This window comes from Micromonospora sp. A3M-1-15 (assembly GCF_024213425.1).
Taxonomy (GTDB): Bacteria; Actinomycetota; Actinomycetes; order Mycobacteriales; family Micromonosporaceae; genus Micromonospora; species Micromonospora chersina.
Genome location: NZ_JANAVK010000002.1, coordinates 287,542 through 314,089 on the forward strand (window position 1 = coordinate 287,542; position 26,548 = coordinate 314,089).

The 26,548-nt window shown below is 74.0% G+C and carries 26 protein-coding genes and 1 riboswitch; of the genes, 11 read left to right on the plus strand and 15 right to left on the minus strand.

Annotation, left to right across the window (positions count from 1 at the left end; all coding sequences use genetic code 11):
• Positions 1 to 39 precede the first annotated feature (39 nt).
• Positions 40 to 549, plus strand: a complete 510-nt coding sequence (locus NLX85_RS11040; protein WP_254334260.1) for a hypothetical protein — start codon at positions 40 to 42, stop codon at positions 547 to 549.
• 3 nt (positions 550 to 552) lie between these two features.
• On the opposite strand, the gene NLX85_RS11045 is transcribed toward NLX85_RS11040, so the two are convergent.
• A complete protein-coding gene (locus tag NLX85_RS11045) occupies positions 553 to 1,953 on the minus strand; it encodes an FAD-binding oxidoreductase (protein WP_254334267.1) in 1,401 nt (466 codons plus the stop codon).
• A gap of 58 nt (positions 1,954 to 2,011) precedes the next feature.
• On the opposite strand from NLX85_RS11045, the gene NLX85_RS11050 reads away from it, so the two are divergent.
• Entirely contained in the window at positions 2,012 to 2,338 is a 327-nt protein-coding gene (locus NLX85_RS11050) for a DUF4031 domain-containing protein (protein WP_254334269.1), read from the plus strand.
• Here the strand turns inward: NLX85_RS11050 and NLX85_RS11055 are convergent.
• The gene (locus NLX85_RS11055; RefSeq protein WP_254334271.1) at positions 2,310 to 2,945 is read right to left on the minus strand and encodes a metal-dependent phosphohydrolase; all 636 of its coding nucleotides are present in this window, start codon (positions 2,943 to 2,945) and stop codon (positions 2,310 to 2,312) included. The genes NLX85_RS11050 and NLX85_RS11055 overlap by 29 nt on opposite strands.
• 73 nt (positions 2,946 to 3,018) lie before the next feature.
• On the opposite strand from NLX85_RS11055, the gene NLX85_RS11060 reads away from it, so the two are divergent.
• Positions 3,019 to 4,278 (plus strand): aromatic acid exporter family protein, encoded by a 1,260-nt coding sequence (locus NLX85_RS11060; RefSeq protein WP_254335518.1) that lies wholly within the window; start codon positions 3,019 to 3,021, stop codon positions 4,276 to 4,278.
• Positions 4,279 to 4,302: 24 nt separating this feature from the next.
• Here the strand turns inward: NLX85_RS11060 and NLX85_RS11065 are convergent, their stop codons facing one another.
• On the minus strand, positions 4,303 to 5,565 hold the full coding sequence (locus NLX85_RS11065; protein WP_254334273.1) for an aminotransferase class V-fold PLP-dependent enzyme: 1,263 nt from the start codon (positions 5,563 to 5,565) through the stop codon (positions 4,303 to 4,305).
• 51 nt (positions 5,566 to 5,616) lie between these two features.
• Positions 5,617 to 5,737, minus strand: a riboswitch (SAM riboswitch).
• 23 nt (positions 5,738 to 5,760) lie between these two features.
• On the opposite strand from NLX85_RS11065, the gene NLX85_RS11070 reads away from it, so the two are divergent.
• The gene (locus tag NLX85_RS11070; protein ID WP_254334274.1) at positions 5,761 to 7,245 is read left to right on the plus strand and encodes a PrsW family intramembrane metalloprotease; all 1,485 of its coding nucleotides are present in this window, start codon (positions 5,761 to 5,763) and stop codon (positions 7,243 to 7,245) included.
• 25 nt (positions 7,246 to 7,270) lie between these two features.
• Here the strand turns inward: NLX85_RS11070 and NLX85_RS11075 are convergent, their stop codons facing one another.
• Both NLX85_RS11075 and NLX85_RS11080 read right to left on the minus strand, forming a co-directional pair.
• Entirely contained in the window at positions 7,271 to 7,438 is a 168-nt protein-coding gene (locus NLX85_RS11075; protein WP_167544578.1) for a hypothetical protein, read from the minus strand.
• Between the two features lie 79 nt (positions 7,439 to 7,517).
• Positions 7,518 to 7,865, minus strand: coding sequence for a co-chaperone GroES (locus NLX85_RS11080; protein ID WP_254334276.1), 348 nt, complete (start codon positions 7,863 to 7,865; stop codon positions 7,518 to 7,520).
• Positions 7,866 to 8,035: 170 nt separating this feature from the next.
• On the opposite strand from NLX85_RS11080, the gene NLX85_RS11085 reads away from it, so the two are divergent.
• Positions 8,036 to 9,316 carry an AI-2E family transporter gene (locus tag NLX85_RS11085; RefSeq protein ID WP_374628088.1) on the plus strand — a complete coding sequence of 427 codons (1,281 nt, stop codon included), beginning with the start codon at positions 8,036 to 8,038 and terminating at the stop codon, positions 9,314 to 9,316.
• Between the two features lie 52 nt (positions 9,317 to 9,368).
• Here NLX85_RS11085 and NLX85_RS11090 read toward each other — a convergent pair whose 3' ends face one another.
• Positions 9,369 to 11,510, minus strand: coding sequence for an ATP-dependent DNA helicase (locus tag NLX85_RS11090; protein ID WP_254334280.1), 2,142 nt, complete (start codon positions 11,508 to 11,510; stop codon positions 9,369 to 9,371).
• Positions 11,511 to 11,634: 124 nt separating this feature from the next.
• Between NLX85_RS11090 and NLX85_RS11095 the strand changes: the two genes are divergently transcribed.
• A complete protein-coding gene (locus NLX85_RS11095) occupies positions 11,635 to 12,141 on the plus strand; it encodes a DUF402 domain-containing protein (protein ID WP_254334282.1) in 507 nt (168 codons plus the stop codon).
• Positions 12,142 to 12,148: 7 nt separating this feature from the next.
• On the opposite strand, the gene sigJ is transcribed toward NLX85_RS11095, so the two are convergent.
• Complete coding sequence (gene sigJ, locus NLX85_RS11100; RefSeq protein ID WP_254334284.1) at positions 12,149 to 13,105, minus strand: RNA polymerase sigma factor SigJ; 957 nt, start codon at positions 13,103 to 13,105, stop codon at positions 12,149 to 12,151.
• Between the two features lie 117 nt (positions 13,106 to 13,222).
• On the opposite strand from sigJ, the gene NLX85_RS11105 reads away from it, so the two are divergent.
• The 3 genes from NLX85_RS11105 to NLX85_RS11115 all read left to right on the plus strand — a co-directional run bounded on the left by NLX85_RS11105 (position 13,223) and on the right by NLX85_RS11115 (position 15,968).
• The gene (locus NLX85_RS11105) at positions 13,223 to 14,212 is read left to right on the plus strand and encodes a PPK2 family polyphosphate kinase (protein WP_254334285.1); all 990 of its coding nucleotides are present in this window, start codon (positions 13,223 to 13,225) and stop codon (positions 14,210 to 14,212) included.
• Positions 14,213 to 14,332: 120 nt separating this feature from the next.
• Positions 14,333 to 14,959 carry a DUF47 domain-containing protein gene (locus tag NLX85_RS11110; protein WP_107075747.1) on the plus strand — a complete coding sequence of 209 codons (627 nt, stop codon included), beginning with the start codon at positions 14,333 to 14,335 and terminating at the stop codon, positions 14,957 to 14,959.
• Positions 14,960 to 14,963: 4 nt separating this feature from the next.
• Entirely contained in the window at positions 14,964 to 15,968 is a 1,005-nt protein-coding gene (locus NLX85_RS11115) for an inorganic phosphate transporter (RefSeq protein ID WP_254334287.1), read from the plus strand.
• A gap of 42 nt (positions 15,969 to 16,010) precedes the next feature.
• Here NLX85_RS11115 and NLX85_RS11120 read toward each other — a convergent pair whose 3' ends face one another.
• Entirely contained in the window at positions 16,011 to 16,979 is a 969-nt protein-coding gene (locus NLX85_RS11120; protein WP_254334289.1) for a Gfo/Idh/MocA family protein, read from the minus strand.
• A 120-nt stretch (positions 16,980 to 17,099) separates the two neighbouring features.
• Between NLX85_RS11120 and NLX85_RS11125 the strand changes: the two genes are divergently transcribed.
• Positions 17,100 to 17,927, plus strand: a complete 828-nt coding sequence (locus tag NLX85_RS11125; protein WP_254334291.1) for an NUDIX domain-containing protein — start codon at positions 17,100 to 17,102, stop codon at positions 17,925 to 17,927.
• 2 nt (positions 17,928 to 17,929) lie between these two features.
• Here the strand turns inward: NLX85_RS11125 and NLX85_RS11130 are convergent, their stop codons facing one another.
• Positions 17,930 to 18,886 (minus strand): YafY family protein, encoded by a 957-nt coding sequence (locus NLX85_RS11130; RefSeq protein WP_254334293.1) that lies wholly within the window; start codon positions 18,884 to 18,886, stop codon positions 17,930 to 17,932.
• A gap of 63 nt (positions 18,887 to 18,949) precedes the next feature.
• Here NLX85_RS11130 and NLX85_RS11135 point away from each other — a divergent pair, with 63 nt between their 5' ends.
• A complete protein-coding gene (locus NLX85_RS11135; protein WP_254334295.1) occupies positions 18,950 to 20,140 on the plus strand; it encodes an epoxide hydrolase family protein in 1,191 nt (396 codons plus the stop codon).
• A gap of 75 nt (positions 20,141 to 20,215) precedes the next feature.
• Here NLX85_RS11135 and pstB read toward each other — a convergent pair whose 3' ends face one another.
• From pstB to NLX85_RS11165, 6 genes are all read right to left on the minus strand, one after another.
• Positions 20,216 to 20,992 carry a phosphate ABC transporter ATP-binding protein PstB gene (gene pstB, locus NLX85_RS11140; protein WP_091317434.1) on the minus strand — a complete coding sequence of 259 codons (777 nt, stop codon included), beginning with the start codon at positions 20,990 to 20,992 and terminating at the stop codon, positions 20,216 to 20,218.
• A gap of 20 nt (positions 20,993 to 21,012) precedes the next feature.
• Complete coding sequence (gene pstA / locus NLX85_RS11145) at positions 21,013 to 22,101, minus strand: phosphate ABC transporter permease PstA (protein ID WP_254334297.1); 1,089 nt, start codon at positions 22,099 to 22,101, stop codon at positions 21,013 to 21,015.
• Complete coding sequence (gene pstC / locus NLX85_RS11150) at positions 22,098 to 23,183, minus strand: phosphate ABC transporter permease subunit PstC (protein ID WP_254334299.1); 1,086 nt, start codon at positions 23,181 to 23,183, stop codon at positions 22,098 to 22,100. Before pstC ends, pstA begins: the two co-directional genes overlap by 4 nt.
• Positions 23,184 to 23,227: 44 nt before the next feature.
• Complete coding sequence (gene pstS, locus NLX85_RS11155) at positions 23,228 to 24,331, minus strand: phosphate ABC transporter substrate-binding protein PstS (protein ID WP_254334301.1); 1,104 nt, start codon at positions 24,329 to 24,331, stop codon at positions 23,228 to 23,230.
• A 299-nt stretch (positions 24,332 to 24,630) separates the two neighbouring features.
• Positions 24,631 to 25,557, minus strand: a complete 927-nt coding sequence (gene mshD / locus NLX85_RS11160; RefSeq protein ID WP_254334303.1) for a mycothiol synthase — start codon at positions 25,555 to 25,557, stop codon at positions 24,631 to 24,633.
• A gap of 66 nt (positions 25,558 to 25,623) precedes the next feature.
• On the minus strand, positions 25,624 to 26,490 hold the full coding sequence (locus NLX85_RS11165; protein WP_254334304.1) for a polysaccharide deacetylase family protein: 867 nt from the start codon (positions 26,488 to 26,490) through the stop codon (positions 25,624 to 25,626).
• Positions 26,491 to 26,548 lie beyond the last annotated feature (58 nt).

The following is a 26,548-nucleotide window of genomic DNA, read 5'->3' on the forward strand; positions in this document are numbered from 1 at the left end:
GGGTACCGGCCTTACCTACGGAAGTGTAGGTTTCCCCGCGTGGTTCGCCCATCCTGGTCGTGCGTCCCTGCTTTGTCCCTCGGCGTCCTGCTGGCGACCGCGCTCACCGGCTGCTCGCTCTTCGGCCGGGCCGAGGGCGCCACCACACCGGACGGGGCGGGCGCCGTCTCGCCGACCCCGGTCGGTCGGCGGGTCTCCCTGGTGCAGCAACTCGGCCCGGACAGCCCGCCGCGCACGCTGGAGGTCGACCCCACCGGGCGCTGGCAGTGCCGCGACTGCGCGGGCGACGGGGTCGACTCCACCGGGGCGCTCACCCCCGAGCAGACGCAGCGGTTGCAGCAAATGCTCGCCGACCCGGCCCTGGCGAAGGAGACCGACGAGGCCCGGCACTACAAGCAGGGCTGCATCGACGCGCTGACCTCGACGCTGTTGATCCCGCCGGGGCTGACCATCACCACGCAGGACTGCCCGGGCGAGCCGAAGCCGCCGGTGGCCTACCAGGTGCTGCTGCTGATCACCCAGGCCACCCCGGCCGAGGACAAGGGCTGAGCGTCAGCACACCTTGCCGGGGTTGAACAGCCCCGCCGGGTCCAGCGCGGCCCGGATCGCCTGGTGCACCCGCACGCCCACGGGGCCGATCTCCCGGGCCAGCCAGTCCCGCTTGAGCAGGCCGACGCCGTGCTCGCCGGTGCAGGTGCCGCCGAGGTCCAGCCCGAGCCGCATGATCTCGTCGAAGGCCCGCCGCCCGCGTTCCAGGCTGGCCGGGTCGGCCCGGTCGACCACGATGTTCGGGTGCATGTTGCCGTCTCCGGCGTGCCCGACCACGCCGATCGGCACGGCGCACTCCTCGGCGATCCGGGCCACCCCGTCGAGCAGCGCCGCCAGCGCGCCCCGCGGCACCGCCACGTCGTCGATGACCAGGCCGCCGTTGCCGCCGGGGAAGGACTCCGCGGCGAACCTCTCCATGGCCGGGTGGGCCAGCCGCCGGGCCTGGAGCAGGGCGGCGGCCTCGGCCGCGTCGGTGGCCGCGTAGACCTCGTCGGCCCCGGCCGCCGTGCACACCTCGGCGAGCCGCGCCAGGTCGTCGGCCGCCCGGGAGCCGGTGTCCACCGCCGCCAGCAGCAGCGCCTGCGCGTCGGTGCGCAGCCCCATGGGCCGGTACGCCTCGATGGCCCGCAGGTGGGTCCGGTCCAGCAGTTCGAGCAGGCTCGGGGTGAGCCCGCGTTCGGCGATCCCGGCGACCGCGGTGCCGGCCGCCGCGGTGGTGGGGAAGACCGCGACGAGGGTGAGCGACTCCTCGGGCGCCGGCCGCAGCGCCACCGTCACCTCGGTGATCACCCCGAGGGTGCCCTCCGAGCCGACGAAGAGGCGGGTCAGGTCGTACCCGGCGACGCCCTTGGCGGTGCGCCGGCCGGTCCGCAGCACCTCACCGGAGGCGAGCACCACCTCCAGCCCGAGCACGTACTCGGTGGTCACGCCGTACTTCACGCAGCACATGCCGCCGGCGTTGGTGGCCACGTTGCCGCCGATGGTGGACGACTCCCAGGAGCCGGGGTCCGGCGGATACCAGAGGCCGTGCTCGCGGACCGCCGCGCCGAGCGTCGCGTTGACCACGCCGGGCTGCGCGACGGCGATCCGGCTGACCGGGTCGACCTCCAGGATCCGGTCCATCGCCACGGTGCTCAGCACCAGCGCGCCGTCCACGGCGTTCGCCGCGCCGGCGAGCCCGGTCCGCGCCCCCTGCGGCACCACGGGTACGCCGTGCCGGCCGGCCGCGCGGACCACCGCCACGACCTCCGCGGTGTCGCGCGGGCGGACCACGACCAGCGGGTTGCCCGCCGCGCACAGGTCGGCCTCGTCCCGCGCGTGCATCGCCAGCAGGTCGGGGTCGGTCAGCACGGCGGCGTCGCCGAGGGCGGTCCGCAGCTCGTCGAGGAGGGGATGGGCGGCCATGCCGGGAAGGCTAGGTCGTGCCGGCGGGGTTGACCAACCGGGCGTACCGTTGGTCGCCATGCTCTACCTGGACCCGCCCGCGGTGCCCTCACGGGGGCGGCTGTGGTCGCACCTGATCAGCGACGTCTCGTACGCGGAGCTGCACGCCTTCGCCGAGGCGCTGGGCGTGCCCCGGCGCGGCTTCGACCGCGACCACTACGACGTCCCGGCCGAACGCGTCCCGATGGCCGTCTGGCTGGGCGCCCGGCTGGTGCCCTCCCGCGAGATCGTCCTCCTGCTCCGCGCCGCCGGCCTGCGCCGGCCCAAACCCCGCACGATCCCCGCCCCGGCCCGGCCGGCGGCACGGGACGCCGGGCTCAGCGCAGGGTCGCGAGTTCCCGGGTGAGGTTGGCGCGGGCGGGGGACTCCCAGCGGGCGTGCGGCTCGGGGAGCCGGTAGAGGGCGGGCAGGGCCAGCAGGCCGGTCAGGACGGCGGCGCGGCCGGCGCGGAACCCCGGGTCGGGGACGTGCGCGTACTCGCGGCGGACGGCGGCGGCGTAGCGGTCGTAGTCGGCGGGCGGGGCGGCCAGGACCGCGAGGTCGGCGTCGCACAGCAGGGCGCCGTCCGGGTCGTCCGGCCCGACCGCGTGGCCGGCGGTGAGCAGCACCAGGCGGCGTACCCCGGTCACCGCCGCGGCCGGCAGCCCGGCGGCGGTGAGCAGTTCCCCGGCCAGCTCGGCGCTGGCCCGCTCGTTGGCGTCGCCGCCGGCCCGGGGGTCGTAGACCGCGTCGTGGCACCACGCCGCCAGCCTGACCAGGTCCGGGCGGCGGGCCGACCCGGCGTACGCGTCGACCACGTCGAGCACCGCCCGCAGGTGGGTCACCGTGTGGTAGTGCCGGTGCGGCTCCCGCCAGGCGGCCAGCAGCCGGGCCCCGGCCCGTTCGACGCCGGCCGGGTCGGTCGCGCCCGCCGACCGGGCCGCGTCCCGCCACCGTTCCATCAGCTCGTCCACCCGGTGGAGTCTGCCCCACCCCGCCGGTCGGGAGGATTCACCGGGGGCGGGACGGGTAGTCCCGGCCATGGCCGTGGCCCGGGACCGACGACCGCCGTTCGTACGCCGGAAGGCGTTGCGCGAGGGACTGGTCGACGTCGACGGGCCGCGGGTCTCCGAGGCCATGGAGCAGCTCCGGCACCGCGGCAAGGCCACCCTGCACGACCGGCTGCACCGGGTGCGTACGGCAACCGGCCTGGCCGTCCAGGCGGGTCTCGCGGCCGGGCTGGCCTACCTGATCTCCCACGTGGTGCTGAAGAATCCGCAGCCGGTGTTCGCGCCCATCTCGGCGGTCGGCACCCTGGCCGCCTCGGTCGGCCAGCGGTTCCGCCGGACCGTCGAGCTGATCATCGGGGTGGCGGTCGGGGTCTTCGTGGGCGACCTGCTGATCTACTTCCTGGGCACCGGCGCCTGGCAGCTCGGCCTGGTGGTCACCGCGGCGATCCTGCTGACCGTGTTCGCCGGGGCGAGCGTGGCCATCGTGATCCAGGCGGCGGCCACCGCGGTGCTGATCGTCACGCTCAGCCCGTCGACGCAGAACCTGGAGATACCTCGCTTCGTCGACGCCTTCATCGGCGGCGGCATCGCGTTGGTGGTCACCGCGATCCTGCTGCCGCTCAACCCGCTCCGCGTGATCAACCGGGCGGCCCGGCCCGCGCTGGACCTGCTCGCCGCGCAGCTCGACGTCTGCGCCGAGGCGCTGCGCAACCGCGACCGGGGCGCCGCCCAGCGGGCGCTGTTCCGGCTCCGGGAGAACAAGGAGGAACTGGCCGCGCTGTCGGAGGCCATCGAGGGGGCCAAGGAGACCATCACCATCTCCCCGGCCCGCTGGCACCGGCGGGACGAGTTGACCCACTACGCCGAGGCGGCCGACCCGATCGACCGGGCGATGCGCAACAGCGGCACGCTGATCCGCCGCTCGGTGACCATCATCGAGGACGAGGAGCCCGTCCCCGGGACGATGCCCGACTCGATCGCCCACCTGGCCGAGTCCGTACGCCTGCTGCGCCACGAGTTCGCCGCCGGGGAGGAGCCGGAGAAGGCCCGGGAGCGGTCGCTGCGCGCGGTCAGCGAGGCCGGGCGGGCGTACGCCGAGGGGGTGGGCTTCTCCGGCAGCGTGGTGATCGCCCAGGTGCGGACCACGGCGAGTGACCTCATGGTGGCCTCCGGCATCGACCAGGAGGAGGCGAACCGCCTGGTCCGCCAGGCGTTCGGCGACCGCGAGCAGCGCTCCGGCGAGACGACCGAACAGAGCCCCGCCCCCAAACCCCCCACCGCACCCCCGGTCGGCTGAGCCCGGGGGCCGGCGCCCGGGCGGTCAGGGGAGGGTGGCCAGGGCGGTCAGGAGGAGGTCGACGTCGGACTCGGTGGTGCCCAGGCCGAGGCTGGCGCGGAGGGCGGTGGGGGGCAGGTCACCGCGGCCGCTGCGGGTGGCCGCCTCGGTGAGCAGGCGGCGGGCGAGCGGGTGGGCGCAGAAGAGGCCGTCCCGGACGCCGATCCGGTGCGCGGTCGCCAGCTGGGCGGCCACCTCGGCGGAGTCCCGACCGGCGACCACGAAGCTGACGATGCCCACCCGGGGCGCGTCCGGCCCGAAGGTGCGCAGCTCCACCACGTGCGGCAGGGCGGCGACGCCCTCCCGGAGCCGGGCCAGCAGCGCCTGCTCGCGGGCGTGCAGCGCGTCCCGGTCCGCGTCGGCCAGCGCGGCGCAGACCGCCGCCAGGGCCACCGCGCCGAGCAGGTTCGGCGTGCCGCCCTCGTGCCGGGCCGGGCCGGTGGCCCAGCGCACCTCGTGGGTGCCCGCCCCGACGTGGCTGGTGGCCCCGCCGCCGGCCAGGTACGGCGGCGCCGCGTCCAGCCAGTCCGCCCGCCCCACCAGCACGCCCGCGCCGAAGGGGGCGTACAGCTTGTGGCCGGAGAGGGCCAGGTAGTCGACGTCCAGCGCGGCCAGGTCCACCGGGGCGTGCGGGGCGAGCTGGGCGGCGTCCACGAGGATGCGGGCGCCGTGCCGGCGGGCCACCCGGGCCAGCTCGGCCACCGGCCAGCGTTCCCCGGTCACGTTGCTCGCGCCGGTCACCGCGACCAGCACCGGCAGCCCCGGCCGGGCGTCGCGGGACAGCTCGGCCAGCGCGGCATCGAGGGAGCGGACCGCGCCGCCCGGGCTGTCCGGCACCGGGAGCCGCACCGAGCCGCGCGGCCAGGGGAGCAGGTTGGCGTGGTGCTCGCCGGCGAAGGTGACCACCGTGGTGCCGGCGGGCAGCGCCCGGGCCAGCAGGTTCAGCGCGTCCGTGGTGTTCCGGGTGAAGATCACATGGTCGTCGGGGCGGGCGCCGAGGAAGTCGCCGACCGTCTGCCGGGCCCGCTCGTAGGCCAGCGTGCAGCGCCGCGACAGCGCGCCGGCGCCGCGGTGGACGCTCGCGTACCAGGGCAGCAGCTCGGTCACCGCGTCGGCCGCGGCCCGCGCACACGGCGCGCTGGCCGCGTGGTCGAGGTTGATCTCCCCCGGTACGCCGAGCACGCCGAGCGGGTCCGGCCGGCTCGGAGTGGACAGCGTGGGCAGCGAGGGTACGAGGGTGACGGTCATGCCGGATCCTCCCGGGTCCAGGGGACCCCGGGTGGGTGGGCACCGGGACGGGGTCCGCGCTTGCCCAGCACGCGGTTCGGGCTGGGCCCGGTCATCACCCGGGGCACCCCACCGCGAACTCGACGAGGGTTGCCGGCCAGCAAGCCGGGGCTTGACGCTGGCACTCGTGACCTGTCCCGGAGCATAGCGGCCGCGATGCGGCCGGACCAGTGGGTCGCGGGTGACTACGCTGACCGCATGGCCGTCACCCCGCCCGGCGGAGCCCTGCCGCCGCCGCCGACCGCGCCCGCCGTCCCGTCGGGGTCGCCGGCTCCCCGGATGCCGCTGCGCCGGCTCGGCTGGCGGCGGTTCCTGGCGCTGGCCGGGGTGGTGCTGCTGATCGCCGCCGGTGCGCTCTTCATGGTCTTCACCCTGGGCGAGAGCCTCGGCGCGGAGGCGCTTCTGGTCGGCGTGATCGCGGCGATCCTGCCGGTGCCGGTGCTGGTCTCCTGCTTCCTGTGGCTCGACCGCTACGAGCCCGAGCCGCTGAAGTACCTGATCTTCTGCTTCGCCTGGGGCGCGTTCGTCTCCACCGCCATCTCGCTGCTGGTCAACGAGACCGGTGCCCGGCTGTTCAAGGACTGGGGGCTGCCGGCGGCGCTGACCGCCGTGCTGGTCGCCCCGTTCATCGAGGAACTGACCAAGGCGGCCGGCCCGCTGCTGCTGCTGATCTTCCGCCGCCGGGAGTTCTCCGGGGTTACCGACGGCCTGGTCTACTGCGGGCTCTCCGCGGTCGGCTTCGCCATGGTGGAGAACATCCTCTACCTGGGCGGTTACGGCTACCGCACCGGCGTCGAGGAGTACGGGCCGGCCACCGGCGCGCGTCAGGTCATCGCCATCTTCATCGTGCGGATCCTGCTCTTCGGCTTCGCCCACCCGCTGTTCACCTCGATGACCGGCGTGGGGCTGGGGGTCGCCGCGCGCACCGCCGACCGGCGGGTGCGTTTCCTGGCCCCGATCGCCGGCCTGCTGGTCGCCATGATGCTGCACGGCACCTGGAACCTGCTGCCGTCGCTGGCCGCCGCCACCGGGCAGCCGCTGATCGCGCTCTACGGCTACATCGGCGTGATGGTGCCGATCTTCTTCGGCATGGTGGGGCTGGCCGTCTGGCTGCGCGCCTGGGAGGGGCGGCTCACCGAGCGCACCCTGCCCGACTACGTCCGGGCCGGCTGGCTCACCCCGCCCGAGGTGGCCGCGCTGGGCAGCCTCGGCCGGCGGCACGCCGCCCGCACCTGGGCCCGTCGGGTGGCCGGTGACGGCGGGGTGCGGGCGATGCGCGGCTACCAGTTCGCCGCCACCCGGCTGGCGCTGCTGCGCGACGGGATGCGCCGGGGGCTGGACCGCAAGCCCGCCGAACGGCACCGGACGGCGCGGGAGGAACGGGAGCTGCTGGACGCGATCGGGGCGTACCGGGCGTTCTTCGTGGGCCGTGATCCGCAGGCGCCGGTCGGGGTCTGGGACGGGCAGCGCTACCACCTGCGGTTCCCGGACGGGTCGCAGCGCGCCGTCGAGGCCCCGGACGAGCCGGTGGTGCCGATCCCGGTGGTGCTGGCCCCGCCGCCGCCCACCTTCCCACACCCCTACGGCCCGCCCGGCGGCTACGGCCACCGCCCCGCCGCCCCCTGGGGCCCGCACGCCTGAGCGGACCGCCCCCGGGGCCGGCGCGTCAGGTCATCAGCCCGGTGAGGAAGTCGCCGAGGCCCTGGGCGATGGCCATGAGGGCCGCCCCGATCCCCTTGAACAGCTGGGCCGCGCCGTCCGGCCGGAACGCCATGAAGTAGATCAGGAACGCGAGGAATCCCCAGGCAAGTATCTTCTTGATGACTACCGGCATGATCCCTCCCCAGGGCGCTGTCGTGCCTGGGGCTTCCCGCCGGGCAGCGGTGCAAACGGCGCCCGCGACGGGGCGGCGCCTACAGGTAGAGGCCGGTCGAGCCGGTCGGCACGTTCTCCACGCGCTCGGCCGCCACGGCGTGCACGTCCCGCTCGCGCAGCAGGACGTACGCCCGGCCGTGCAGTTCGACCTCGGAGCGGTCGTCCGGGTCGAACAGCACCCGGTCGCCGGAGACGATGGAGCGGACGTGCGGGCCGACGCCCACCGCGGTGGCCCAGGCCAGCCGCTTGCCGACCGCCGCGGTGGCCGGGATGACGATGCCGGCGGTGGAGCGGCGTTCCCCCTCGCCGTTCTCGGTACGCACCAGCACGCGGTCGTGCAGCAGGCGGATCGGAATGCCGGTGTCGAGGTCCTGGTCGGCGGTCACGCGAAGACGCTACCGCGTGCCCGGTGACGGGTCCCGGCGTGGTTGGACGGGGCGGCACGGGGGCAATGTGTGGCGCAGTCGCCCTAGGGTGGGGCGGACGGACGTATCCTGTCCCCTTGCCTCGGGGCCGGACCAGTTTGCGGGAGGTGCGCTTGAGCCGCTTCGAGCGGATGCGTGGACGGCTCCGCCGCGCGTACGAGTCCGGCCGCGAGTCGGCGCGGGTCCGCCGGCCCGACCCGGACCGGTCGGCGGAGGAGTCGGGCCTGGCCTCGCCCTCGTCGCCCGGCCCGACCGCGCCTCCGACGGCGACCGTGGTGGGCGCGGAGCCGCCGGCCCCCATGCACGCCACGACCACCAGCCGGGACGACGTGGAGGTGCCGCACGCGCTGCGGATCGCCGCGGCCTGGTGCTGGCGGCTCATCGTGGTGGGCATCGTCACCTGGTCGCTGCTCAAGATCGTCGGCACGATCCGCATCGTGATCATCCCGCTGGCGGTCGCGCTGCTGCTCTCCGCGCTGCTCGCCCCGGCGGTCGGCTGGCTGCTCAAGGCGCGCCTGCCCCGGTCGCTGGCCACCGGCGTGGTGCTGGTCGGCGGCCTGGCCGCGGTGATCGGCACGCTGACCCTGGTGGTGAACGAGTTCATCCAGGGCGTGCCGGAGCTGAGCGAGAAGTCGTCGCAGGGCGTCCGGCAGATCCAGGACTGGCTCAAGACCGGGCCGCTGCACCTCTCCGACGGCCAGCTCAACCGCTACATCGACGAGGCGCAGAGCTGGATCAACGGCAACACGGAGAAGTTCACCAGCGGGGCGCTCAACACGGCGGCCACCCTGGCCGAGGTGCTCACCGGCACCGTTCTGGTGCTCTTCGCGACCTTCTTCTTCCTCCGCGACGGCAGCAACATCTGGCGCTTCCTGGTCCGGCTGCTGCCGGTGAACGCCCGCTGGAAGGTGGACGACGCCGGCCGGGCCTCCTGGGCGACGCTCGGCGCCTACGTCCGGGCCACCGTGCTGGTCGCCTTCATCGACGCCGTGGGCATCGGCATCTTCCTTGTCATCTTCGACATCCCGTTCGCGTTCCCGCTGGCCGCGCTGGTCTTCCTGGGCGCGTTCATCCCGATCGTGGGTGCCTTCCTGTCCGGCGTGGTGGCCGTGCTGGTGGCGCTTGTCGACAGCGGCCCGGTGACCGCGCTGATCATCCTGGGCGTGGTGATCGGCGTGCAGCAGGTCGAGGGGCACGTGCTCCAGCCGCTGATCATGGGCCGGGCGGTGGCCATCCACCCGCTCGCCGTGATCATCGGGATCGCCGCGGGAGTGGTGCTGGCCGGCATCGCGGGCGCGCTGGTCGCGGTGCCGCTGATCGCCGTGCTCAACACCGCGGTCCGCCGGCTCGCCGCGCGCACCGTGCCGGACACCCCGCCCGACGCCGTGGTGGTCGCCTCCCAGGCGCCCTGACCCGACCGAGCCCTGGACGCCCGCGTCGCCCCCGCCGGGGGAGGCGCGGGCGTCAGCTCTTGGCGAGCCGCTCCAGCGCGCCCCGGGCCACGTCCGGGCGGGTGGTGTACCAGAACGGCGGCAGCGACCGGCGCAGGAACGGGCCGTAGCCCCGGGCGGTCTCCAGCCGGGAGTCGAGCACCGCCACCACGCCCCGGTCGCCGGTGGCCCGGATCAGCCGGCCGACGCCCTGGGCCAGTCGGACCGCGGCGATCGGCACGCTCACCGCCGCGAAACCGGAGCCACCACCGGCGTCGACCGCCGCCGCGCGGGCCGCGGCGAGCGGCTCGTCGGGCCGGGGGAAGGGCAGCCGGTCGATCACCACGAGCTGGCAGGCGTCGCCCGGCACGTCGACCCCCTGCCAGAGCGACATCACCCCGAACAGGCAGCTCTCCCGCTCCTCGCGGAACCGGCGGACCAGCAGCGGCAGCGCCTCCTCGCCCTGGAGCAGCACCGGCAGGTCGGTGCGCGCGCGGAGCAGCTCCGCCGCCTGCTGCGCGGCCCGCCGGGAGGAGAAGAGCCCGAGGGTACGCCCACCGAGCGCCCCGACCAGCGCCAGCAGCTCCTCGCCGGCCGCCTCCGGCAGCCCCGAGACGCTGGGCCGGGGCAGGTGCGCGGCGACGTACAGGATGCCCTGCCGGGCGTAGTCGAAGGGTGAGCCGACGTCGAGCGACGTCCAGCCGGGCCCCTCGGTGGCCGGCACGGTGCCGATGGCCGCCCGGCTGCCGTCGGTGCTCGCCACCGGGGGCGTGGTGCCGGCGCGGCCGGCGGCGGCCGCGGTGGCCAGCGCGGCGGCGGCCGGGGAGGGCGGGGCGGGCGGCGGCGCGTCCAGCCCCAGCGCCCGGGCCACCGTGTCGAACCGGCCGCCCAGCGCCAGGGTGGCCGAGGTGGCGACCACGGTGCGCTCGTCGTAGAGGTGGGTGGCGAGGGTGCCGGCGACCGACAGCGGCGCCACCACGAGCGCCCGGCGGCTGCCGTTCTCCGGCTTCTCCACCCAGGCCACGTCGTGGTCGGCCTCCTCCAGCAGCCGCTGCGCGGTGGTGGAGAGCTCGTCCAGCGCGGCCTTGGCCTGCTGCTTGCGCACCGGGTCCGGGTCGTCGGCCTTGATGTCGCCGATCGACTCCAGCGCGGCCCGGGTGGCCGCGTCGAGCAGGGTGCACGCCTCGCGCAGCGCGGGCGGCAGGCCGGCGGTCAGCCGCCCGGCCGGCGCCTCGGCCAGCCCCACGGCGAGCGCGTCGCCGGCCTCGGTGAGCCGCTCGGCCACGTCGGGACGGAGCAGCGGCCGGGCCCGGCGGGCGGACCGGTCGATCAGTTGCGGCTCCAGCTCGGCCTGGGCGGCCGAGGAGACCCGGTCGGCCAGCTCGTGCGCCTCGTCCACCACGAGCAGCTTGTGCGGCGGCACGATGTGCCGGCCGGCGAGCATGTCGACGGCGAGCAGGCTGTGGTTGGTGACCACGATGTCCGCCTCGCGGGCCCGGGCCCGGGACGCCTCCGCGAAGCACTCCTGGCCGAACGGGCAGCGGGTGGCGCCCACGCACTCCCGGGCCGGCATCGAGGCGCTCCGCCACACCTGGTCGTCGACGCCCGGGTCCAGCTCGTCGCGGTCGCCGGTGGCGGTCTTCTCCGCCCAGTCGCGCAGCCGCTGCATCTGCTTGCCCAGCCGGCCCGCCTCGCCGAGCCACTTGGTGCCGCCGCCGGGGCGCGGGGCGTCGAAGAGCGTGTCCTCCGGCTCCTCCTCGACCGAGTTGTCCAGCCGGGCCAGGCAGAGGTAGTGGTGCCGCCCCTTGAGCACGGCGAAGGTGGGGCGGCGGCCGAGCACCGGCTCGACCGCGTCGGCCAGCCGGGGCAGGTCGTGGTCGACCAGCTGGGACTGCAACGCCAGGGTGGCCGTCGAGACCACCACGGGCCCGTCCACGGTCAACGCCGGGGCCAGGTAGGCCAGCGACTTGCCGGTGCCGGTGCCGGCCTGCACGAGCAGGTGCTCGCCGGAGGCGATGCTCCGCTCTATCGCCTCGGCCATCTGCTGCTGGCCGGGGCGGGCGGCGCCGCCGGGAACCGCGCCGACCGCGGCGGTCAGCAGCTCGCCGCCGCCGGGCCGGCCGCCCCGGCGCTTCTTCGGAACGGCGGGGCCGGTGGCGGTGCGGGGCGGGGTCACCGTGCGACCGTACCCGTCGCCGCCGACAGGGGGTGGGTCGCTCCGCCGCGTGGCGTGGCCGGCGGGTCGCGTCCGGTTACCTGCCGATCGCGTCGCGTGGCCGGAATCGGTTAGGGTGCCAATCATGCCGAGCGACGTGGTCCGCGTGATCTACCGCAAGTACGACGGCAGCGCCCACCGCGACTACCCGGCCCGCCGGCTCGCCGAGGACGACCTCGGTGTCTGGCTCGGCGTGCCGGCCGGCACCGAGTCGGTCTACCACGGCCGGCCGTCCGTGGAGCAGATCCCGTTCGTCCTGCTGGTGCCCCGGCACGGCTGGTGGACCGGCATGTTCAACCCGCCGCCGCGCACCAGCGAGGTCTACTGCGACATCGCCACCCCGGCCCGCTGGGAGGGGGAGCAGACGGTCCACCTCGTCGACCTCGACCTGGACGTGGTGCGCCGGCGGGAGACCGGCGTGGTCGAGCTGCGCGACGAGGACGAGTTCGCCGAGCACCGGGCCCGCTGGGCCTACCCGGACGACGTGGTGGCCGAGGCGGAGGCCGCGGCCCGCTGGCTGCTCGGCGCGCTGGGCGACGGCACCGAGCCGTTCGCCACCTCCTACCGGAAGTGGCTGGCCCTGGTGGTCTGAGCCGGCCTCAGATCCGCGGCGGCCAGTCCTCGTCGGCCCCGACACCGCCCAGGTGGGCCACCTTCTCCGGGTTGAGCTGGTTGAACACGCCGGTGATCCGCCCCTCGTGCACGGCGAACGAGGTGACCATCCGCAGCGGCCGCCCGTCCCGGAACACCGTCTCCGCCTGCCAGCCCAGCGTGCCGTCGACAAGCACCGGCCGGGCGTGCAGCGGGCCGCCCCAGCGGGCGGCCTGGCCGAAGAGGCCGAGGATGAAGCGGCCGGCCAGCTCGGCGCCGACCACCGGCCGGCGGGCGGCCGGGAAGTGCCCGCCGCTGTCGCCGATCACCACCACGTCCGGGGCGAGCACCTCGACCAGCCGGTCCAGCTCCCCGGACTCGACCGCCGCCACGAACGCGGCGAGCACCTTGTGCTGCTCGGCCAGGTCGGCCGTGTGCCGGGGGACGTCCGGCGCGGTGACCGCGCGGCGGCCCCGGGAGGCGAGCTGCCGGGCGGCCGCCGGGGTGGTGCCGAGCACGTCGGCGACCGTGGCGAACGGCACCGCGAAGACGTCGTGCAGGACGAACGCCACTCGCTGCTCCGGGGTGAGCCGCTCCAGCACCACCAGCAGGGCGGTGCCGAGCTGGTCGGCGCGGACCGCCCGCTCGGCCGGGTCGGGGGCGAACCCGTCCGCGGTGGGCGCCGCGCTCACCACCGGCTCCGGCAGCCACTGGCCGGGGTACGCCTCGCGGCGCACCCGGGCGGAGCGCAGCACGTCGAGGCAGATCCGCGAGCAGGTGGTGGTGAGCCAGCCGCGCAGGTCGCGGACCTGTGCCCGGGCGGCCGGGTCCGCGAGCGCGCCCGCGTAGCGCAGCCAGGTCTCCTGGACCGCGTCCTCGGCCTCGCTCCGGCTGCCCAGCATCCGCTGCGCCACCGCCAGCAGGTGCCCGCGTTCCGCCTCGAACTCCGCCGCCAGTTCCTGCACGTCGCGCTCCTCCCGCCCGGAGTTCCCATTCTCCCCGTACCCCTGGATGCGCCGCGGCCCCCCGGCGTGACACCCGCTCGGGAGGCGGGGGCGGGCGGGGTGGGTGAGGATCGGGGGATGAGCGGTGGCGACGAGGTGGTGCGGCCCGCGGGCGGGTCGATGCGGGAACTGCTCCGGGCCGGCCCCGGCGCGGTGGACCTGGCGGCGGTGAATCCCCGGTCGACCCCGGGCCTGCCCGCGGCGGCCGGGCACGGCAAGGGGCGCAAGGAGTGGGCGCGCGGGCAGGTCGAGCTGCTCGGTGCGGAGCTCGGCCGGCAGCAGGAGATGCTGTACGCCTCCGCGAAGGGCGCCGCCGGCCCGGGAAGCGCGACCAGCGCACCCACCCAGGCCGGCGCCCACCTGGCCGGGGACCGCCCGCGCCGGGTGCTGCTGGTGCTTCAGGCCATGGACTGCGGCGGCAAGGACGGCACGGTCAAGCGGGTGGCCGGCGCCATGAACCCGCTCGGCCTGCACATCCGCTCGTTCGGCCCGCCCACCGATGAGGAGCGGCGGCACGACTTCCTGTGGCGCATCCGCCGGGCCCTCCCGCCCCCCGGCTACGTGGGCGTCTTCAACCGCTCGCACTACGAGGACGTGCTCATCGCCCGGGTCGAGGGCCTGGTCGACGAGCACACCTGGCGGGGCCGCTACGACCTGATCAACGACTTCGAGCGGGAGCTGGCCGGCAACGCGGTCACCGTGGTGAAGGTCATGCTGCACATCTCGTACGCCGAGCAGGGCGAGCGGCTGATGGAGCGGCTCACCGACCCGACGAAGTACTGGAAGTACAACCCGAGCGACCTGGACACCCGGGCACACTGGGACGATTACCAGGCCGCGTACGCCGAGGCGATCGAGCGGTGCGGCCCGGACGACGCCCCCTGGTTCGTGGTGCCGGCGGACCGGAAGTGGTACCGCGACTGGGCGGTGGCGCACCTGCTCAGGGAGACGTTCGACGGATTGGATCTGGGGTATCCGCCTGCCGATTTCGACATCGCCCGGGAGCGGGACCGGCTGCGGAGCGAGGGTGGCGCGGGGCAAGGTGAACAGCAGGTGAACGAGCGGTGAATCGGGCCTGACCAGGGGTGGGCCGGCGGTTGCCCGGTTCCACGGGGTACCTAGCATGCGCAGAGCAGACGCCTTTCGGGGCGACGGCCACCCTTCCACCGACACGACGAGGTCCGTGCTGTGAAGTTTTCCTTCCGTCCCACCGAGGGCGCCTTCTACGAGCTCTTCACCAGGGCCGCGCAGAACCTGGTGAAGGGAACCGAGCTGCTCAACGAGCTGGGCCTGCCCGGCGTTGAGGTCCAGTCGGTGAGCGAGCGGCTCACCGAGGTCGAGCACGACAGCGACCAGATCACCCACGAGCTCTACAAGAAGATCAACTCTACCTTCATCACCCCGTTCGACCGGGAGGACATCTACCGTCTGGGCTCGCTGCTCGACGACGTGATGGACCACCTGGAGGCGGTCGGCAACCTGCTCTACCTCTACGGCCTGACCAAGCTGCCGTCGCTGCCGCGCGAGATGCACGAGCTTGTGAACGTCCTCGACCAGCAGGCCAAGCTGACCGCCGAGGCGATGCCCCGGCTGAAGTCGATGAAGGATCTTGAGGACTACTGGATCGAGTGCAACCGCCTCGAGAACGACGGTGACCAGGCGTACCGGATGCTGCTGGTCCGCCTCTTCAGCGGTGAGTACGACGCGCTCACGGTGCTGAAGATGAAGGAGGTGGCCGACGAGCTGGAGGCCGCCTGCGACGCCTTCGAGCACGTCGCCAACACCGTCGAGACCATCGCGGTCAAGGAGTCCTGATCCCGTGACCCCCGAACTCATCGCCGTGCTGGCGGTGATCGTGGCCGCCATGGCGTTCGACTACACGAACGGCTTTCATGACGCGGCGAACGCGATCGCCACCAGCGTGTCCACCCGGGCGCTGACACCCCGGGTCGCCCTCGCGCTGGCCGCCGTCGGCAACTTCGTCGGCGCGCACTTCGGCGCCGGGGTGGCCAAGACGGTCGGCGACGGCCTGGTCACCCTGCCGCCCGGGGTGTCGAGCCTTGGGGTGGTCTTCGCCGGCGTCCTCGGCGCCATCGCCTGGAACCTGATCACCTGGTACTTCGGCCTGCCGTCGTCCTCCTCGCACGCCCTCTTCGGCGGCCTGGTCGGCGCCACCCTCTTCTCCGCCGACGGCGTGGTGCAGTGGGGCAACATCCTTGAGAAGGTCATCATCCCGATGGTGCTCTCACCGGTGGTCGGCCTGATCCTCGGCTTCCTGCTGATGCTGGCCATCCTCTGGCTGTTCCGGAAGGGGCAGCCCGGCAAGCTCAACCGGGGCTTCCGCTGGGCGCAGACCCTCTCCGCCGCCGCGATGTCGGTCGGGCACGGCATGCAGGACGCCGCGAAGACCATGGGCATCATCGTGCTGGCCCTCTACACGGGCCACTACCAGAACAACACCACACACATCCCCGGCTGGGTGTTCTGGACGTCGGCGACCATGCTGGCGGCCGGCACCTACGCGGGCGGCTGGCGGATCATCCGCACCCTGGGCCGGAAGATCATCGACCTGGGCCCGCCCGAGGGCTTCGCGGCCGAGACCGTGGCCAGCGCCGTGCTCTACTTCAACGCCCTGGTGCTCAAGGCCCCGATCTCCACCACCCACACGATCACCTCGGCGATCATGGGTGTCGGCGCGACCAAGCGGCTCTCCGCGGTCCGCTGGAACGTGGCCGGCAACATCGTGATCGCCTGGATCATCACGTTCCCGGCCGCCGCGGCCATCGCCTGCCTGGCGTACCTGCTGGTCCGCCCGTTCTTCTAGGCGCTCGACGTCGAGGGGTCCCCCGCCGTGGCGGGGGACCCCTCACGCGTAGGAGACGCCGATCCGGGCCTTGATGTCGTCGACCAGACCCATCAGTTCGAGGGTGGTGTCGTGCGGCACCAGCGGGCTCTCGATCAGCCCCGCCGCCAGGCAGCGCTGCACCTCGATGGCCTCGTGCTGGTAGCCGCCGCCGGTCAGGTCGGCCGGGATGGTCTCCGGCTCCGCGCCGGCCCGGTGCAGCACCGCGGCGCCGGGCCGGTAGAACGGCTCCGGCAGGTCGATCCGGCCGGTCGTGCCGGTGATCGACGCGGTGATCGCGGTGGCGCCGACCATCCCGCAGCTCAGCGTTGCCACGGCCCCCGAGTCCCAGCCGAGGACCATACCGGTGTTCTCGTCCACCGCCTCCGGGCCCAGCTTCGCCCAGGCCTGGACGTGCTGCGGCATACCGAGCACGAGGTGGGCCAGGCTCAGCGGGTAGACGCCGAGGTCGAGCAGCGCGCCACCGCCCAGCGTGCGGGCGCGCATCCGGTGCTCCGGCGGGAACGGGCCGGCCGCCCCGAAGTCCGCCCGGACGTGGGTCACCTCGCCGATCGCGCCGTCCCGGATCAGCTCCAGCACCCGCAGGATCAGCGGGTTCGTCCGCATCCACATGGCCTCCATGAGGAAGAGGCCACGCGCGCGGGCCGTCTCGACCAGCTCCGTGGTGGTGGGCAGGTCGAGCGTGCAGGGCTTCTCCACCAGCACGGCCTTGTCGCCGGCCAGGCAGGTCAGGGCCGCCTCGTGGTGCGCGGCGTGCGGGGTGGCGACGTAGATGACGTCCACGTCCGGGTCCGCGGCCAGTTCCGCCCAGGAGGCGTACGCCCGGGGCACGTCGTGCCGCCTGGCGAACAGCTCGGCGCTCTCCCGGGTACGCGAACCGACCGCCACCAGCTCGGCGCCCGGCGCCAGCCGCAGGTCCTCGGCGAAGCGGGCGGCGATGTGGCCGGTGGCCAGGATTCCCCAACGCGTCATGCCGGCACGCTATCCCGGGCCGCCCCGCCGCCGGGCAGAAGATCCACCGGTCGGGACCGCCCGTCGTGGCCGTCACGCCGCCGGACGGGTGATCCACTGTTCGGGAACTAGGCTCGGGTCATGACGATCGACGGCTTCGCCGCACCCCCCGCCCTGGTGGAGCACGCCCGCCGGTTCCGCGCCGAGGGCGGCGTGCCGGCCGTGCCCCGGGTCGCCGCCACCGTGCTGCTGCTCCGCCCGGCCGGCGCCGACTTCGAGGTGTACCTGATCCGCCGGGTGGCCGCGATGGCCTTCGGCGGGATGTACGCCTTCCCCGGCGGCGGCGTGGACCGCTCCGACTCGCAGGCCCACCTGGACTGGGCCGGTCCGACGCCGGCCGGCTGGGGCGAGCGGCTCCGCCTCGACCCGGCGGCCGCACAGGCGGTGGTCTGCGCCGCCGCGCGGGAGGTCTTCGAGGAGGCGGGCGTGCTGCTGGCCGGGCCGGACGGCGGGACCGTGGTGGGCGACGTGAGCGGGGACGACTGGGAGGCGGCCCGGCAGGACCTGGTGGCCCGGCGGACCGGCTTCGCCGACCTCCTGGCCGGGCAGGGCCTCACCCTCCGCTCCGACCTGCTGCTGCCGTGGAGCCGGTGGATCACCCCGGAGTTCGAGCCGCGCCGCTTCGACACGTACTTCTTCGTGGCCCTGCTGCCGGAGGGGCAGCGGACCCGGGACGTCTCCGGCGAGGCCGACCACACGCTGTGGCTGCGCCCGGCGGACGCCCTGGCCCGGGCGGAGGCCGGCGAGCTGACCATGCTCCCGCCCACCCTTGTCACCCTGGCCGAGGTGGCCGCCGCGGGTCCGCTGGCCGAGGTGGCCCGAGCGGCGGCGGAACGCGACCCCGGCACGCCGGTCACCCCGCACCTCGACCTCTCCGACGCCGACGGACCCCGCTTCCGCCTCTCCTGACCTCAGCCGGCGGCGCGGAGGTAGCGGGCCGCCAGGGTGCGGAGCAGGTCCGCCAGTTCGGGTGGGTTTTCGACGGTGAAGTCGAGGTCGAGCAGGCCGATCCAGACCGCGATGGTCTCCAGCCGGTCGGCGCCGGTGTGCAGGAGGCAGGCCGCCTCCCCGGCCGGCTCGACGGTGCCGACGGCCGGGTTGATCCGGTCGGCCACCACCTCGGCGGGGGCGTGCACGCGGACCGTAGCCCGGTGCCGCCAGGCGGCCGACGAGACCCCGTGCCGGACCCGGTCCACCACGTCACCGGGCAGGTCGCGGGGCGCGAACCGGGGACCGGTCGGTGTACGCGGGCTGATCCGGTCCACCCGGAAGGTGCGCCAGTCGTCCCGCGCCGGGTCGAAGGCCACCAGGTACCAGCGCCGGCCCCAGTTGACCAGCCGGTACGGTTCGACGTCCCGCCGGTCCGCGGTCCCGTCGTGCCGGACGTAGTCGAAGCGCAGCCGCTCCCGGTCCCGGCAGGCGGCGCTGAGCACGCTGAGCGTCTCGGCGTCCACCGTCGGGCCCGGCTGGTCGTGCGGCACCCGGACGGTGTGCGTGTGCAGGGCGGTGACCCGGCGGCGCAGCCGGTGGGGGAGCACCTGCTCCAGCTTGGCCAGCGCCCGCAGCGAGGTCTCCTCGATGCCGGCGACGCTGCCGCCGGCGGCGGTCCGCAGCCCGATCGCCACGGCCACCGCCTCCTCGTCGTCGAGGAGCAGTGGGGGCAGGGCGGCGCCGGCGCCCAGCCGGTAGCCGCCGACGGCGCCCCGGGTGCCGTGCACCGGGTAGCCGAGAGCGCGTAGCCGCTCCACGTCGTTGCGCACGGTCCGGGTGCTCACCGCGAGGCGCTCGGCCAGTTCGGTGCCGGTCCAGTCGCGCGGCGTCTGCAGCAGCGACAGCAGGCGCAGCAGCCGCGCCGAGGTCTCCAACATTTCCCGGATTCTGCCAGCCAATTAGGAACGGAGTGTTCCTATTCGATCTTTAGGCTCGTGGGCATGGCTGAGAACACCGCGATCGTCCCGTTCCGTATCGACGTCCCGCAGGCCGACCTGGACGACCTCGCCGACCGGCTGGCCCGCACCCGCTGGGCCGAGGAACTGCCCGCCGACCCCGACGCGGCCGCCCCCGCCGGCCCGATCCCGCCCGGCTGGGAGTACGGCGTCCCGCTGAGCTGGGTGCGACGGCTGGCCGAGCGTTGGCGCACGGCGTACGACTGGCGGGAGTGGGAGGCGCGGTTGAACGCGTACCCGCAGTTCACCACCGAGATCGACGGGCAGCGGATCCACTTCCTGCACGTCCGCTCGCCGGAGCCGGACGCCACCCCGCTGATCCTCACCCACGGCTGGCCGGGCACCGTCGCCGAATGGCTGGACGTGATCGGTCCGCTGACCGACCCCCGGGCGCACGGCGGCGACCCGGCCGACGCCTTCCACCTGGTCATCCCGTCGGTGCCGGGCTTCGGCTTCTCCGGGCCGACCCGGGAGCGCGGCTGGAACCGCTTCCGGGTGGCCCGCGCCTGGGCCGAGCTCATGCGCCGCCTCGGCTACGAGCGGTACGGCGCGGCCGGCAACGACCTCGGCGCGTTCGTCTCCCCGGAGGTGGGCCGGGCCGACCCGGAGCACGTGCTCGGCGTGCACGTCACCCAGGTCTTCTCGCTGCCGTCCGGTGAACCCGCCGAGCTGGCCGCGCTCAGCGAGGAGGAGCGGGGCAAGGTGGCCTTCGCCGACTGGTTCGTGCAGCGGCGGGGCGCCTACGACAAGCTGCACTCGACCGAACCGCAGAACGTCGCGCACGCGCTGGCCGACTCGCCGGTGGGCCTGCTCGGCTGGCTGGGCCAGCTCATGGGGGATCAGCTCGACGTCGACCACGTGCTCACCAACACGACGATCTACTGGCTGACCAACACGGCCGCCTCGGCGGCCCGCTACTACTACGAGGACGCCGAGGTGGTGCACCCGACGCAGAAGGTCAACGGCCGGGGCACCGCGGTGCCGGAACCGACCACGGTGCCGCTCGGCCTGGCCAACTTCGCCTGGGACTTCCAGTCGATCCGCATGCTGGCCGAGCGCGACCACAAGAACATCGTCTCCTGGCACACCTACGACCGGGGCGGGCACTTCGCCGCCCACCAGGTGCCCGACCTACTGGCCGCGGACCTCCGGCAGTTCTTCGCGGCGCTGCGCTGAGGCGGCCGGACGCGGACACGCCGAGGGCCCCGGTCGGGATCGACCGGGGCCCTCGCGGACCGGGACGGCAGCGGCTCAGCCGAAGCGGCCGGTGATGTAGTCCTCGGTCTTCTTCTGGCTCGGGTTGCTGAAGATCTTCTGGGTGTTGTCGTACTCGATGAGCCGGCCCGGGTCGCCGGTCTTCTCGATGGAGAAGAAGGCGGTCCGGTCCGACACCCGGGCGGCCTGCTGCATGTTGTGCGTGACGATGATGATGGTGAACTTGTCCTTGAGCTGGAACATCAGGTCCTCGATGGCCAGCGTCGAGATCGGGTCCAGCGCCGAGCAGGGCTCGTCCATGAGCACCACCTGCGGCTCGACCGCGATGGTGCGGGCGATGCAGAGCCGCTGCTGCTGACCGCCGGAGAGGCCGGCGCCGGGCTTGCCGAGCCGGTCCTTCACCTCGTCCCACAGGTTCGCCGAGCGGAGCGCCTTCTCGGCCGCCTCCTCCAGGATCGACTTGCGCCGGACGCCGTTGAGCCGCAGGCCGGCCACCACGTTCTCGAAGATGCTCATGGTGGGGAACGGGTTGGGCCGCTGGAAGACCATGCCGATCATCCGGCGGACCGCGGTGACGTCCACGTCCCGGTCGTAGATGTCCTGGTTGTCGATGGTCAGGCTGCCCTCGACCCGGGCACCGGGGAGCACCTCGTGCATCCGGTTGATCGACCGCAGGAAGGTGGACTTTCCGCAGCCGGACGGGCCGATCAGGGCGGTGACGGTCTTGGGCTCGACGGTCAGGCTGATGTTCTCGATCGCCTTGAACCCGCCGTAGTAGGCGGTGACGTCGGTGGCTTCGATGCGCTTGGCCATGGTGGTGGTACCTCCGGGGTTCATCGGCCGAGCCGGTTGCGACGGGCCAGCAACTTCGCCGCGACGGTCAGGATGAGGACGAGGGCGACCAGGGTCAGCGCCGCGGTCCACGCCCGCGCCGGCGAGTACTTCGAGGCCTCGCCGGCCTGCTGGTAGACGAAGAGAGCCAGCGACGACTGGTTGTTCTCGAACGGGTTGAAGTTGATCGCGGCGCCGCCGCCCGCGACGAGCAGCACCGGCGCCGTTTCGCCGGCCGCCCGCGCGATGGCGAGCATGATGCCGGTGACGATGCCGGGCAGCGCGGTCGGCAGCACGACCCGCAGGATGGTCTTCCACTTCGGCACGCCGAGGGCGTACGCGCCCTCGCGCAGCGGGGCCGGCACGAGGCGGAGCATCTCCTCGGTGGAGCGGACCACGGTCGGCAGCATGAGCACGCTCAGCGCCAGCGCGGCGGCGAAGCCGGAGAAGCCCGGCCGGCCGTCGTTGAACCACGGCGAGACGACCAGCACCCAGAAGGCCAGCACGAACAGGCCGGTGACGATCGACGGGATGCCGGTCATCACGTCCACGAAGAAGCGGATGGTGAAGGCGAACCGGCCCCGGCCGTACTCGACCACGTAGATCGCGCAGAGCACACCGAGCGGGACGGTGATCAGCGTGGCGATGCCGACCTGCTCCAGGGTGCCGATGATGGCGTGGTACGCGCCGCCGTTGGCGTCCCGGGCCCCGATGTTGTTCATCGAGGTGCCGAAGAAGTTGCCGTCCAGCCGCTCGGAGCCCTTGCTCACCAGGGTCCAGACGACCGAGGCCAGCGGCAGCACCGCCAGCACGAAGGCGGAGTGGATCAGCGCGCTCCAGGTCCGGTTGCGGGCGGCCCGGCGGCCCTCCACCGCGTTCGCGGCGGCGTAGAGGCCGGCCAGGTAGAGCAGCGCGGCGACGACCACGACGAGGACCGGGCCGCCGATGCCGGCGCCGTACACGATGCCGGCCGAGGCCAGGAGGGCCACGACGGCGATGGCGGGCGCGGCGTACGCCGGAAGCCGCCGGGCCCGCAGCGTGACCGGCTGGGCCGGCGGCTGCGGGCGGTGGGAGGTGACGGTGGAGGTCATGCGGCTGACTCCGTGAACTCGCGTCGGCGGTAGATGATCGCCCGCGCGGTGATGTTGACGATCAGCGTGATCGCGAAGAGCACCAGGCCGGAGGCGATCAGGGCGCCCCGGCCGGTGTCGTTCGCCTCGGCGAACCGGTTCGCGATGTTCGCGGCGATCGAGTTGCCACCGCTCTGGAGGATGTTGAACGAGATGGCGTACGTGGAGCCGAGGGTCAGCGCCAGGGCGATGGTCTCGCCGAGCGCCCGGCCCAGGCCGAGCATCACGGCGGCGATCACACCCGGGCGGCCGTAGGGCAGGACGGCGGTGCGGACCATCTCCCAGCGGGTGGCGCCCAGCGCGAGGGCGGCCTCCTCGTTGGCGGTCGGGGTCTGCCGGAACACCTCGCGGGAGAGCGAGGTGACGATGGGCAGCACCATGATCGCCAGCACCACCGAGCCGAGCAGGATCGAGTTGCCGTACGGGCCCTCGCCGAAGATCGGGATCCAGCCGAAGTAGCGGTTCAGCCAGGCCGACAGGTCGGCGACGGGCTGGGCGAAGTAGTCCCGGCCCCAGAGACCGAAGACCACGCTGGGCACGGCGGCCAGCAGGTCGATCAGGAAGCCGAGGGCGTTGCCCAGCCGGCGCGGGGCGTAGTGGGACAGGTAGAGGGCGATGCCCAGCGCCACCGGCACCGCCACGAGCAGGGCGAGCAGCGAGCTGAGCACGGTGCCGAAGGCGAGCGCGCCGATGCCGAACTTCGGCGGGTCGTCGTTCGGGAACCAGCCCTCGAAGGTCCAGAAGGACTCGCTGTTGGCCCGCAGGGCCGGCACGGCCTTGGCGATCAGGAAGATCGCGATGGCCGCGATGATCACCAGGACGGTGGTGCCGGCGGCCAGGGTCAGACCGCGGAACGCCCGTTCCGCGCCGAAGGCCCGGGCCCGGGGCAGCCCGCCGCCGCCACCGAGACCGTTGTCGGGCATGCCCGGGATACCGGAAGGCTCGGCCACACGCGCCGAGGCACCGGCGGGCCACCCGTGGCTCGTGGCCACGCGGGTCCCGCCGGTGCCGGCGTGTGCCGAGCGGTGAGGGGTGTCACCCATCTGCTCGCTCGCTTCGGGGTAGAGGAGGTGTCTCGGTCAGCGGGTCAGGAGAGGCTCTTGACCGCGGTCTCGACCTTGGCGCGGACGGTCTCGGGCAGCGGGGCGTAGCCCAGCTCGACCAGGTCCTGCTGGCCCTCGGCGCTGGCGGCGTGGCCCAGCAGGCCCTTGACCAGCGGCAGCTTGTCGGCCGCGAGGCCCTTGCTGCAGACGATCTCGTAGGTCGCCAGGACGATCGGGTACGCCCCGGCCTCCTTGGTGTTGTAGTCGATCGACATCTTGAGGTCGTTGCCCTGGCCCTCGAACTTGGCCCCGGCGATGGTCTTGCCGGCCGACTCGGCGGTCAGCTCGGCGAACTCACCCGCGCCGTTCTTGACCTTGGCCTTCTTCAGGCCGCCGTTCTCGGCGTAGGACCACTCGACGTAGCTGATGGTGCCGTCGGTGCTCTTGACCTTGCTGGCCACACCGTCGGACTTGGCCGCACCCACGCCGCCCGGGGCCTTCCACGCCTTGGCGTTGCCGAAGGTCCAGTCGGACTCGGCGGTCTTCGACAGGTACTTGGTGAAGTTGTCGGTGGTGCCCGACTCGTCGGAGCGGTGCACCGCCTGGATGGCCGTGGACGGCAGCTTGGCGTCGGGGTTGTCGGCCTTGATGGCCGGGTCGTCCCACTTGGTCACCTTGCCGGCGAAGATCTTCGCCAGGGTGGCCGGGGTGAACTGGAGGTTGTCCGCGCCGGTGACGTTGTAGACGACGGCGACCGGGCCGATCACCATCGGCAGGTTGAGGGCCTGCCCGCCGCTGCACTTGGCGTCCGCCTGCGGCTGCTCCTCCGGCTTGAGCGCGGAGTCGGAGCCGGCGAAGTCGGCGGTGCCGGCGATGAAGGCCTGGATGCCGGCGCCCGAGCCGGTGGGCTCGTAGTTGATCGTGGTGCCAGCGCACTTCTGCTGGTACGCCTTGATCCACTCGGCCATGGCGTTCTTCTGGGCGGAGGAACCCTGCGCGTTCAGCGTGCCCTTGCCGCAGTCGACCGCGGCGGCCGAGCCGGAGGCGGAGGTGCCGGTCGACTCGTTGTTGTCCGAGCCGCAGGCGCTGAGACCGAGCACCGCGGTAAGAGCGAGGCAGGCAATGGCGCCGTGCCGCTGGAGCTTCACCTGAGGGGTTTCCCTTCACGTCTTTGGTCAGGTCGCCCGGTCTCCCGGGTGCCGGCGCTGACCGGCTGACACGAAAGGTAGGAGTGCCAGGTAGACGGTTCGCCGGTCGGAAGTGAACGGAAGATGAACAGGCGCGGCCAGCCGGGTGGCCATAGCCTGAGGGCCGGTTGTCCGTTTCGTGAACTCGCGGCCCACTATCGCTAATAATACGATTTTTCCGGGCACTCGTTATCCGGCTGAGTCCACCGCGTGACGCGGCCGTGACCGCTGGACGGGACGGGAAGGGGCGGCGTGGGCCCTCAGCCGAGGTGGTAGTTCACGTGGGCGGACCAGCGGGCGAAGCCGAGCCGCTCGTAGAGGGCCACCGCGGCCGCGTTCGACTCGTCCACGTAGAGCATCACCCGGTCCAGCCCGCGCCGGTCCCGCAGGTAGGCCAGGCCGGCGGTGGTGAGCGCCCGGCCGAGGCCGCCGCGGTGCGCGCCCGGGTCCACGCCGAGCACGTAGACCTCGCCGATCCGGGCCGAACCCGGACGCTCGTGCACCTTGGTCCAGTGGAAGCCGAGCAGGCGGCCGGTGGCCACGTCCTCGGCGACCAGGAAGCCGGCCGCGTCGAACCACGGCTCGGCGAGGCGTACCCGCAGGTCGGCGGGGGTCCACCGGCCCTGCTCGGGGTGCTGGGCGAAGGCGGCGTTGTTGACCGCCAGCCAGGCGTCGTCGTCCTCGCCGGGACGGAACGCGCGCAGCCGCACCCCGTCGGGCAGCCTGGGCTCGGGCAGCGCGGCGGTCAGCGGGCGGCGCAACTGCCACAGCACCCGGGCGCGGGCGAAGCCCAGGTCGACCGCGAGCGCCGCGGCCGACGGGTGGTCGCCGTGCGCCCAGGCCCGCAGCGGTCCGGCCGCGGCGGCCAGCACGCCCCGCGCGAGAGCCCGCCCGGTGCCCCGCCGCCGGTACGCCGGATGCACCACCAGTTCCACCCCGATCCCGTCGGCGGGCGCGGTGGTGTCGAGATGGGCGTACCCGGTCAGGGTGTTGTCGGTGGCCCGGGCGGTGAGGTGCACGGCGGGCGCCTCCGGGTCGCGCAGCCGGAGCAGCACGTGCTCGTCGAGCGGGTCGGCGCCGTCCGCGTCGCCGGCGGCACGGGCCAGCGCCAGCACCTCGGCGACCTCGACCGGGGCCAGCCGGTCGGCGCGGGCGACACGGTCGGCGGTCGGCAGGGTGCTGCTCATTCCGCCACCGTAGCGGCCGGCGAGCCGCCGATCATGCCGGACGCGGGCACCGGACGGTGGCGGTGGTCACGTGGTGCCGGTGGGCAGCGCCTCCAGCTGGAAGCGGTCCAGCAGTGTGGGAAGCAGGTGCTGCAAAGCCTCGACCGTGCCGGAGCGATCGCCGCCCGCGTCGTGCATCAGCACGATCGAGCCCGGGCCGGTCTGTGCCAGCACCCGCTCGGTGATCTTGGCGCTGCCGGGCGCCTGCCAGTCCGTCGGGTCCACCGCCCAGTGCAGCGGCGTCATGCCCAGCTCCTCGCAGGTCGACACCACCGGGTACGTCCACGCCCCGCCCGGCTGCCGGAAGTACGCGATCCGCGCGTCCGGCGCCGCCGCCCGGATCGCGTCGTTGGTGCGAATCAGGTCGTCGCGGATCGCGTCCGGGGAGCGCTTGCCCAGCGTGATGTCGTGGTTCCACGAGTGGTTGCAGATGGTGTGCCCGTCGGCCACGATCGACCGCACCAGGTCCGGGTGGCTCTCGGCGTTCTCGCCGACCACGCAGAACGTGGCCTTCACGCCGTACTCCTTGAGCAGGGCGAGCACCTGCGGGGTCCACTGTGGGTCGGGGCCGTCGTCGAAGGTCAGCGCGATCCGGGTCGAGCCGGTGGAGATCCGGGCGCCGTACGGGCCCTCGCTGTCGGGCTGGCGGGCGTCGTCCGGCGCGCTCGGGCTGGCGTCGGGGCTCGGACCGCCGTAACCGCCGCCCGGCGGGCCGGGGAACTCGGTGCTGGGTGGCTGGTCGCCGTAGTGCGGGGTGTGGACGCTGGCGGCCACGCCGGTGCCCCGGTGCGGGTGGTCGGGCACCAGGCTGCGCCCGAGCGCGTACGCGGAGCCGAGCAGTGCGGCCACCACCAGCGTCACCATCCCCGCCGCCCGCAGCGTCGAGGCCGACATCAGCAGGCCCGACCGTTCGTCGCCCCCGTGGTCACCACACGCACCGTCGCCCCCTTCG

Excerpts from the sequence above, each read along its gene's own strand:
- NLX85_RS11065 (WP_254334273.1), bottom strand. The coding sequence starts at position 5,565 with ATGACCGTCACCCTCGTACCCTCGCTGCCCACGCTGTCCACTCCGAGC.
- NLX85_RS11120 (WP_254334289.1), bottom strand. The coding sequence starts at position 16,979 with ATGACGCGTTGGGGAATCCTGGCCACCGGCCACATCGCCGCCCGCTTC.
- pstB (WP_091317434.1), bottom strand. The coding sequence starts at position 20,992 with ATGGCCAAGCGCATCGAAGCCACCGACGTCACCGCCTACTACGGCGGG.
- NLX85_RS11165 (WP_254334304.1), bottom strand. The coding sequence starts at position 26,490 with ATGTCGGCCTCGACGCTGCGGGCGGCGGGGATGGTGACGCTGGTGGTG.
- pstA (WP_254334297.1), bottom strand. The coding sequence starts at position 22,101 with ATGACCTCCACCGTCACCTCCCACCGCCCGCAGCCGCCGGCCCAGCCG.
- NLX85_RS11070 (WP_254334274.1), top strand. The coding sequence starts at position 5,761 with ATGCGGCCGGACCAGTGGGTCGCGGGTGACTACGCTGACCGCATGGCC.
- NLX85_RS11135 (WP_254334295.1), top strand. The coding sequence starts at position 18,950 with ATGGCTGAGAACACCGCGATCGTCCCGTTCCGTATCGACGTCCCGCAG.
- NLX85_RS11125 (WP_254334291.1), top strand. The coding sequence starts at position 17,100 with ATGACGATCGACGGCTTCGCCGCACCCCCCGCCCTGGTGGAGCACGCC.
- NLX85_RS11095 (WP_254334282.1), top strand. The coding sequence starts at position 11,635 with ATGCCGAGCGACGTGGTCCGCGTGATCTACCGCAAGTACGACGGCAGC.
- NLX85_RS11050 (WP_254334269.1), top strand. The coding sequence starts at position 2,012 with ATGCTCTACCTGGACCCGCCCGCGGTGCCCTCACGGGGGCGGCTGTGG.
- pstC (WP_254334299.1), bottom strand. The coding sequence starts at position 23,183 with ATGGGTGACACCCCTCACCGCTCGGCACACGCCGGCACCGGCGGGACC.
- NLX85_RS11105 (WP_254334285.1), top strand. The coding sequence starts at position 13,223 with ATGAGCGGTGGCGACGAGGTGGTGCGGCCCGCGGGCGGGTCGATGCGG.
- NLX85_RS11085 (WP_374628088.1), top strand. The coding sequence starts at position 8,036 with ATGCGTGGACGGCTCCGCCGCGCGTACGAGTCCGGCCGCGAGTCGGCG.
- mshD (WP_254334303.1), bottom strand. The coding sequence starts at position 25,557 with ATGAGCAGCACCCTGCCGACCGCCGACCGTGTCGCCCGCGCCGACCGG.
- NLX85_RS11045 (WP_254334267.1), bottom strand. The coding sequence starts at position 1,953 with ATGGCCGCCCATCCCCTCCTCGACGAGCTGCGGACCGCCCTCGGCGAC.
- NLX85_RS11130 (WP_254334293.1), bottom strand. The coding sequence starts at position 18,886 with ATGTTGGAGACCTCGGCGCGGCTGCTGCGCCTGCTGTCGCTGCTGCAG.
- NLX85_RS11075 (WP_167544578.1), bottom strand. The coding sequence starts at position 7,438 with ATGCCGGTAGTCATCAAGAAGATACTTGCCTGGGGATTCCTCGCGTTC.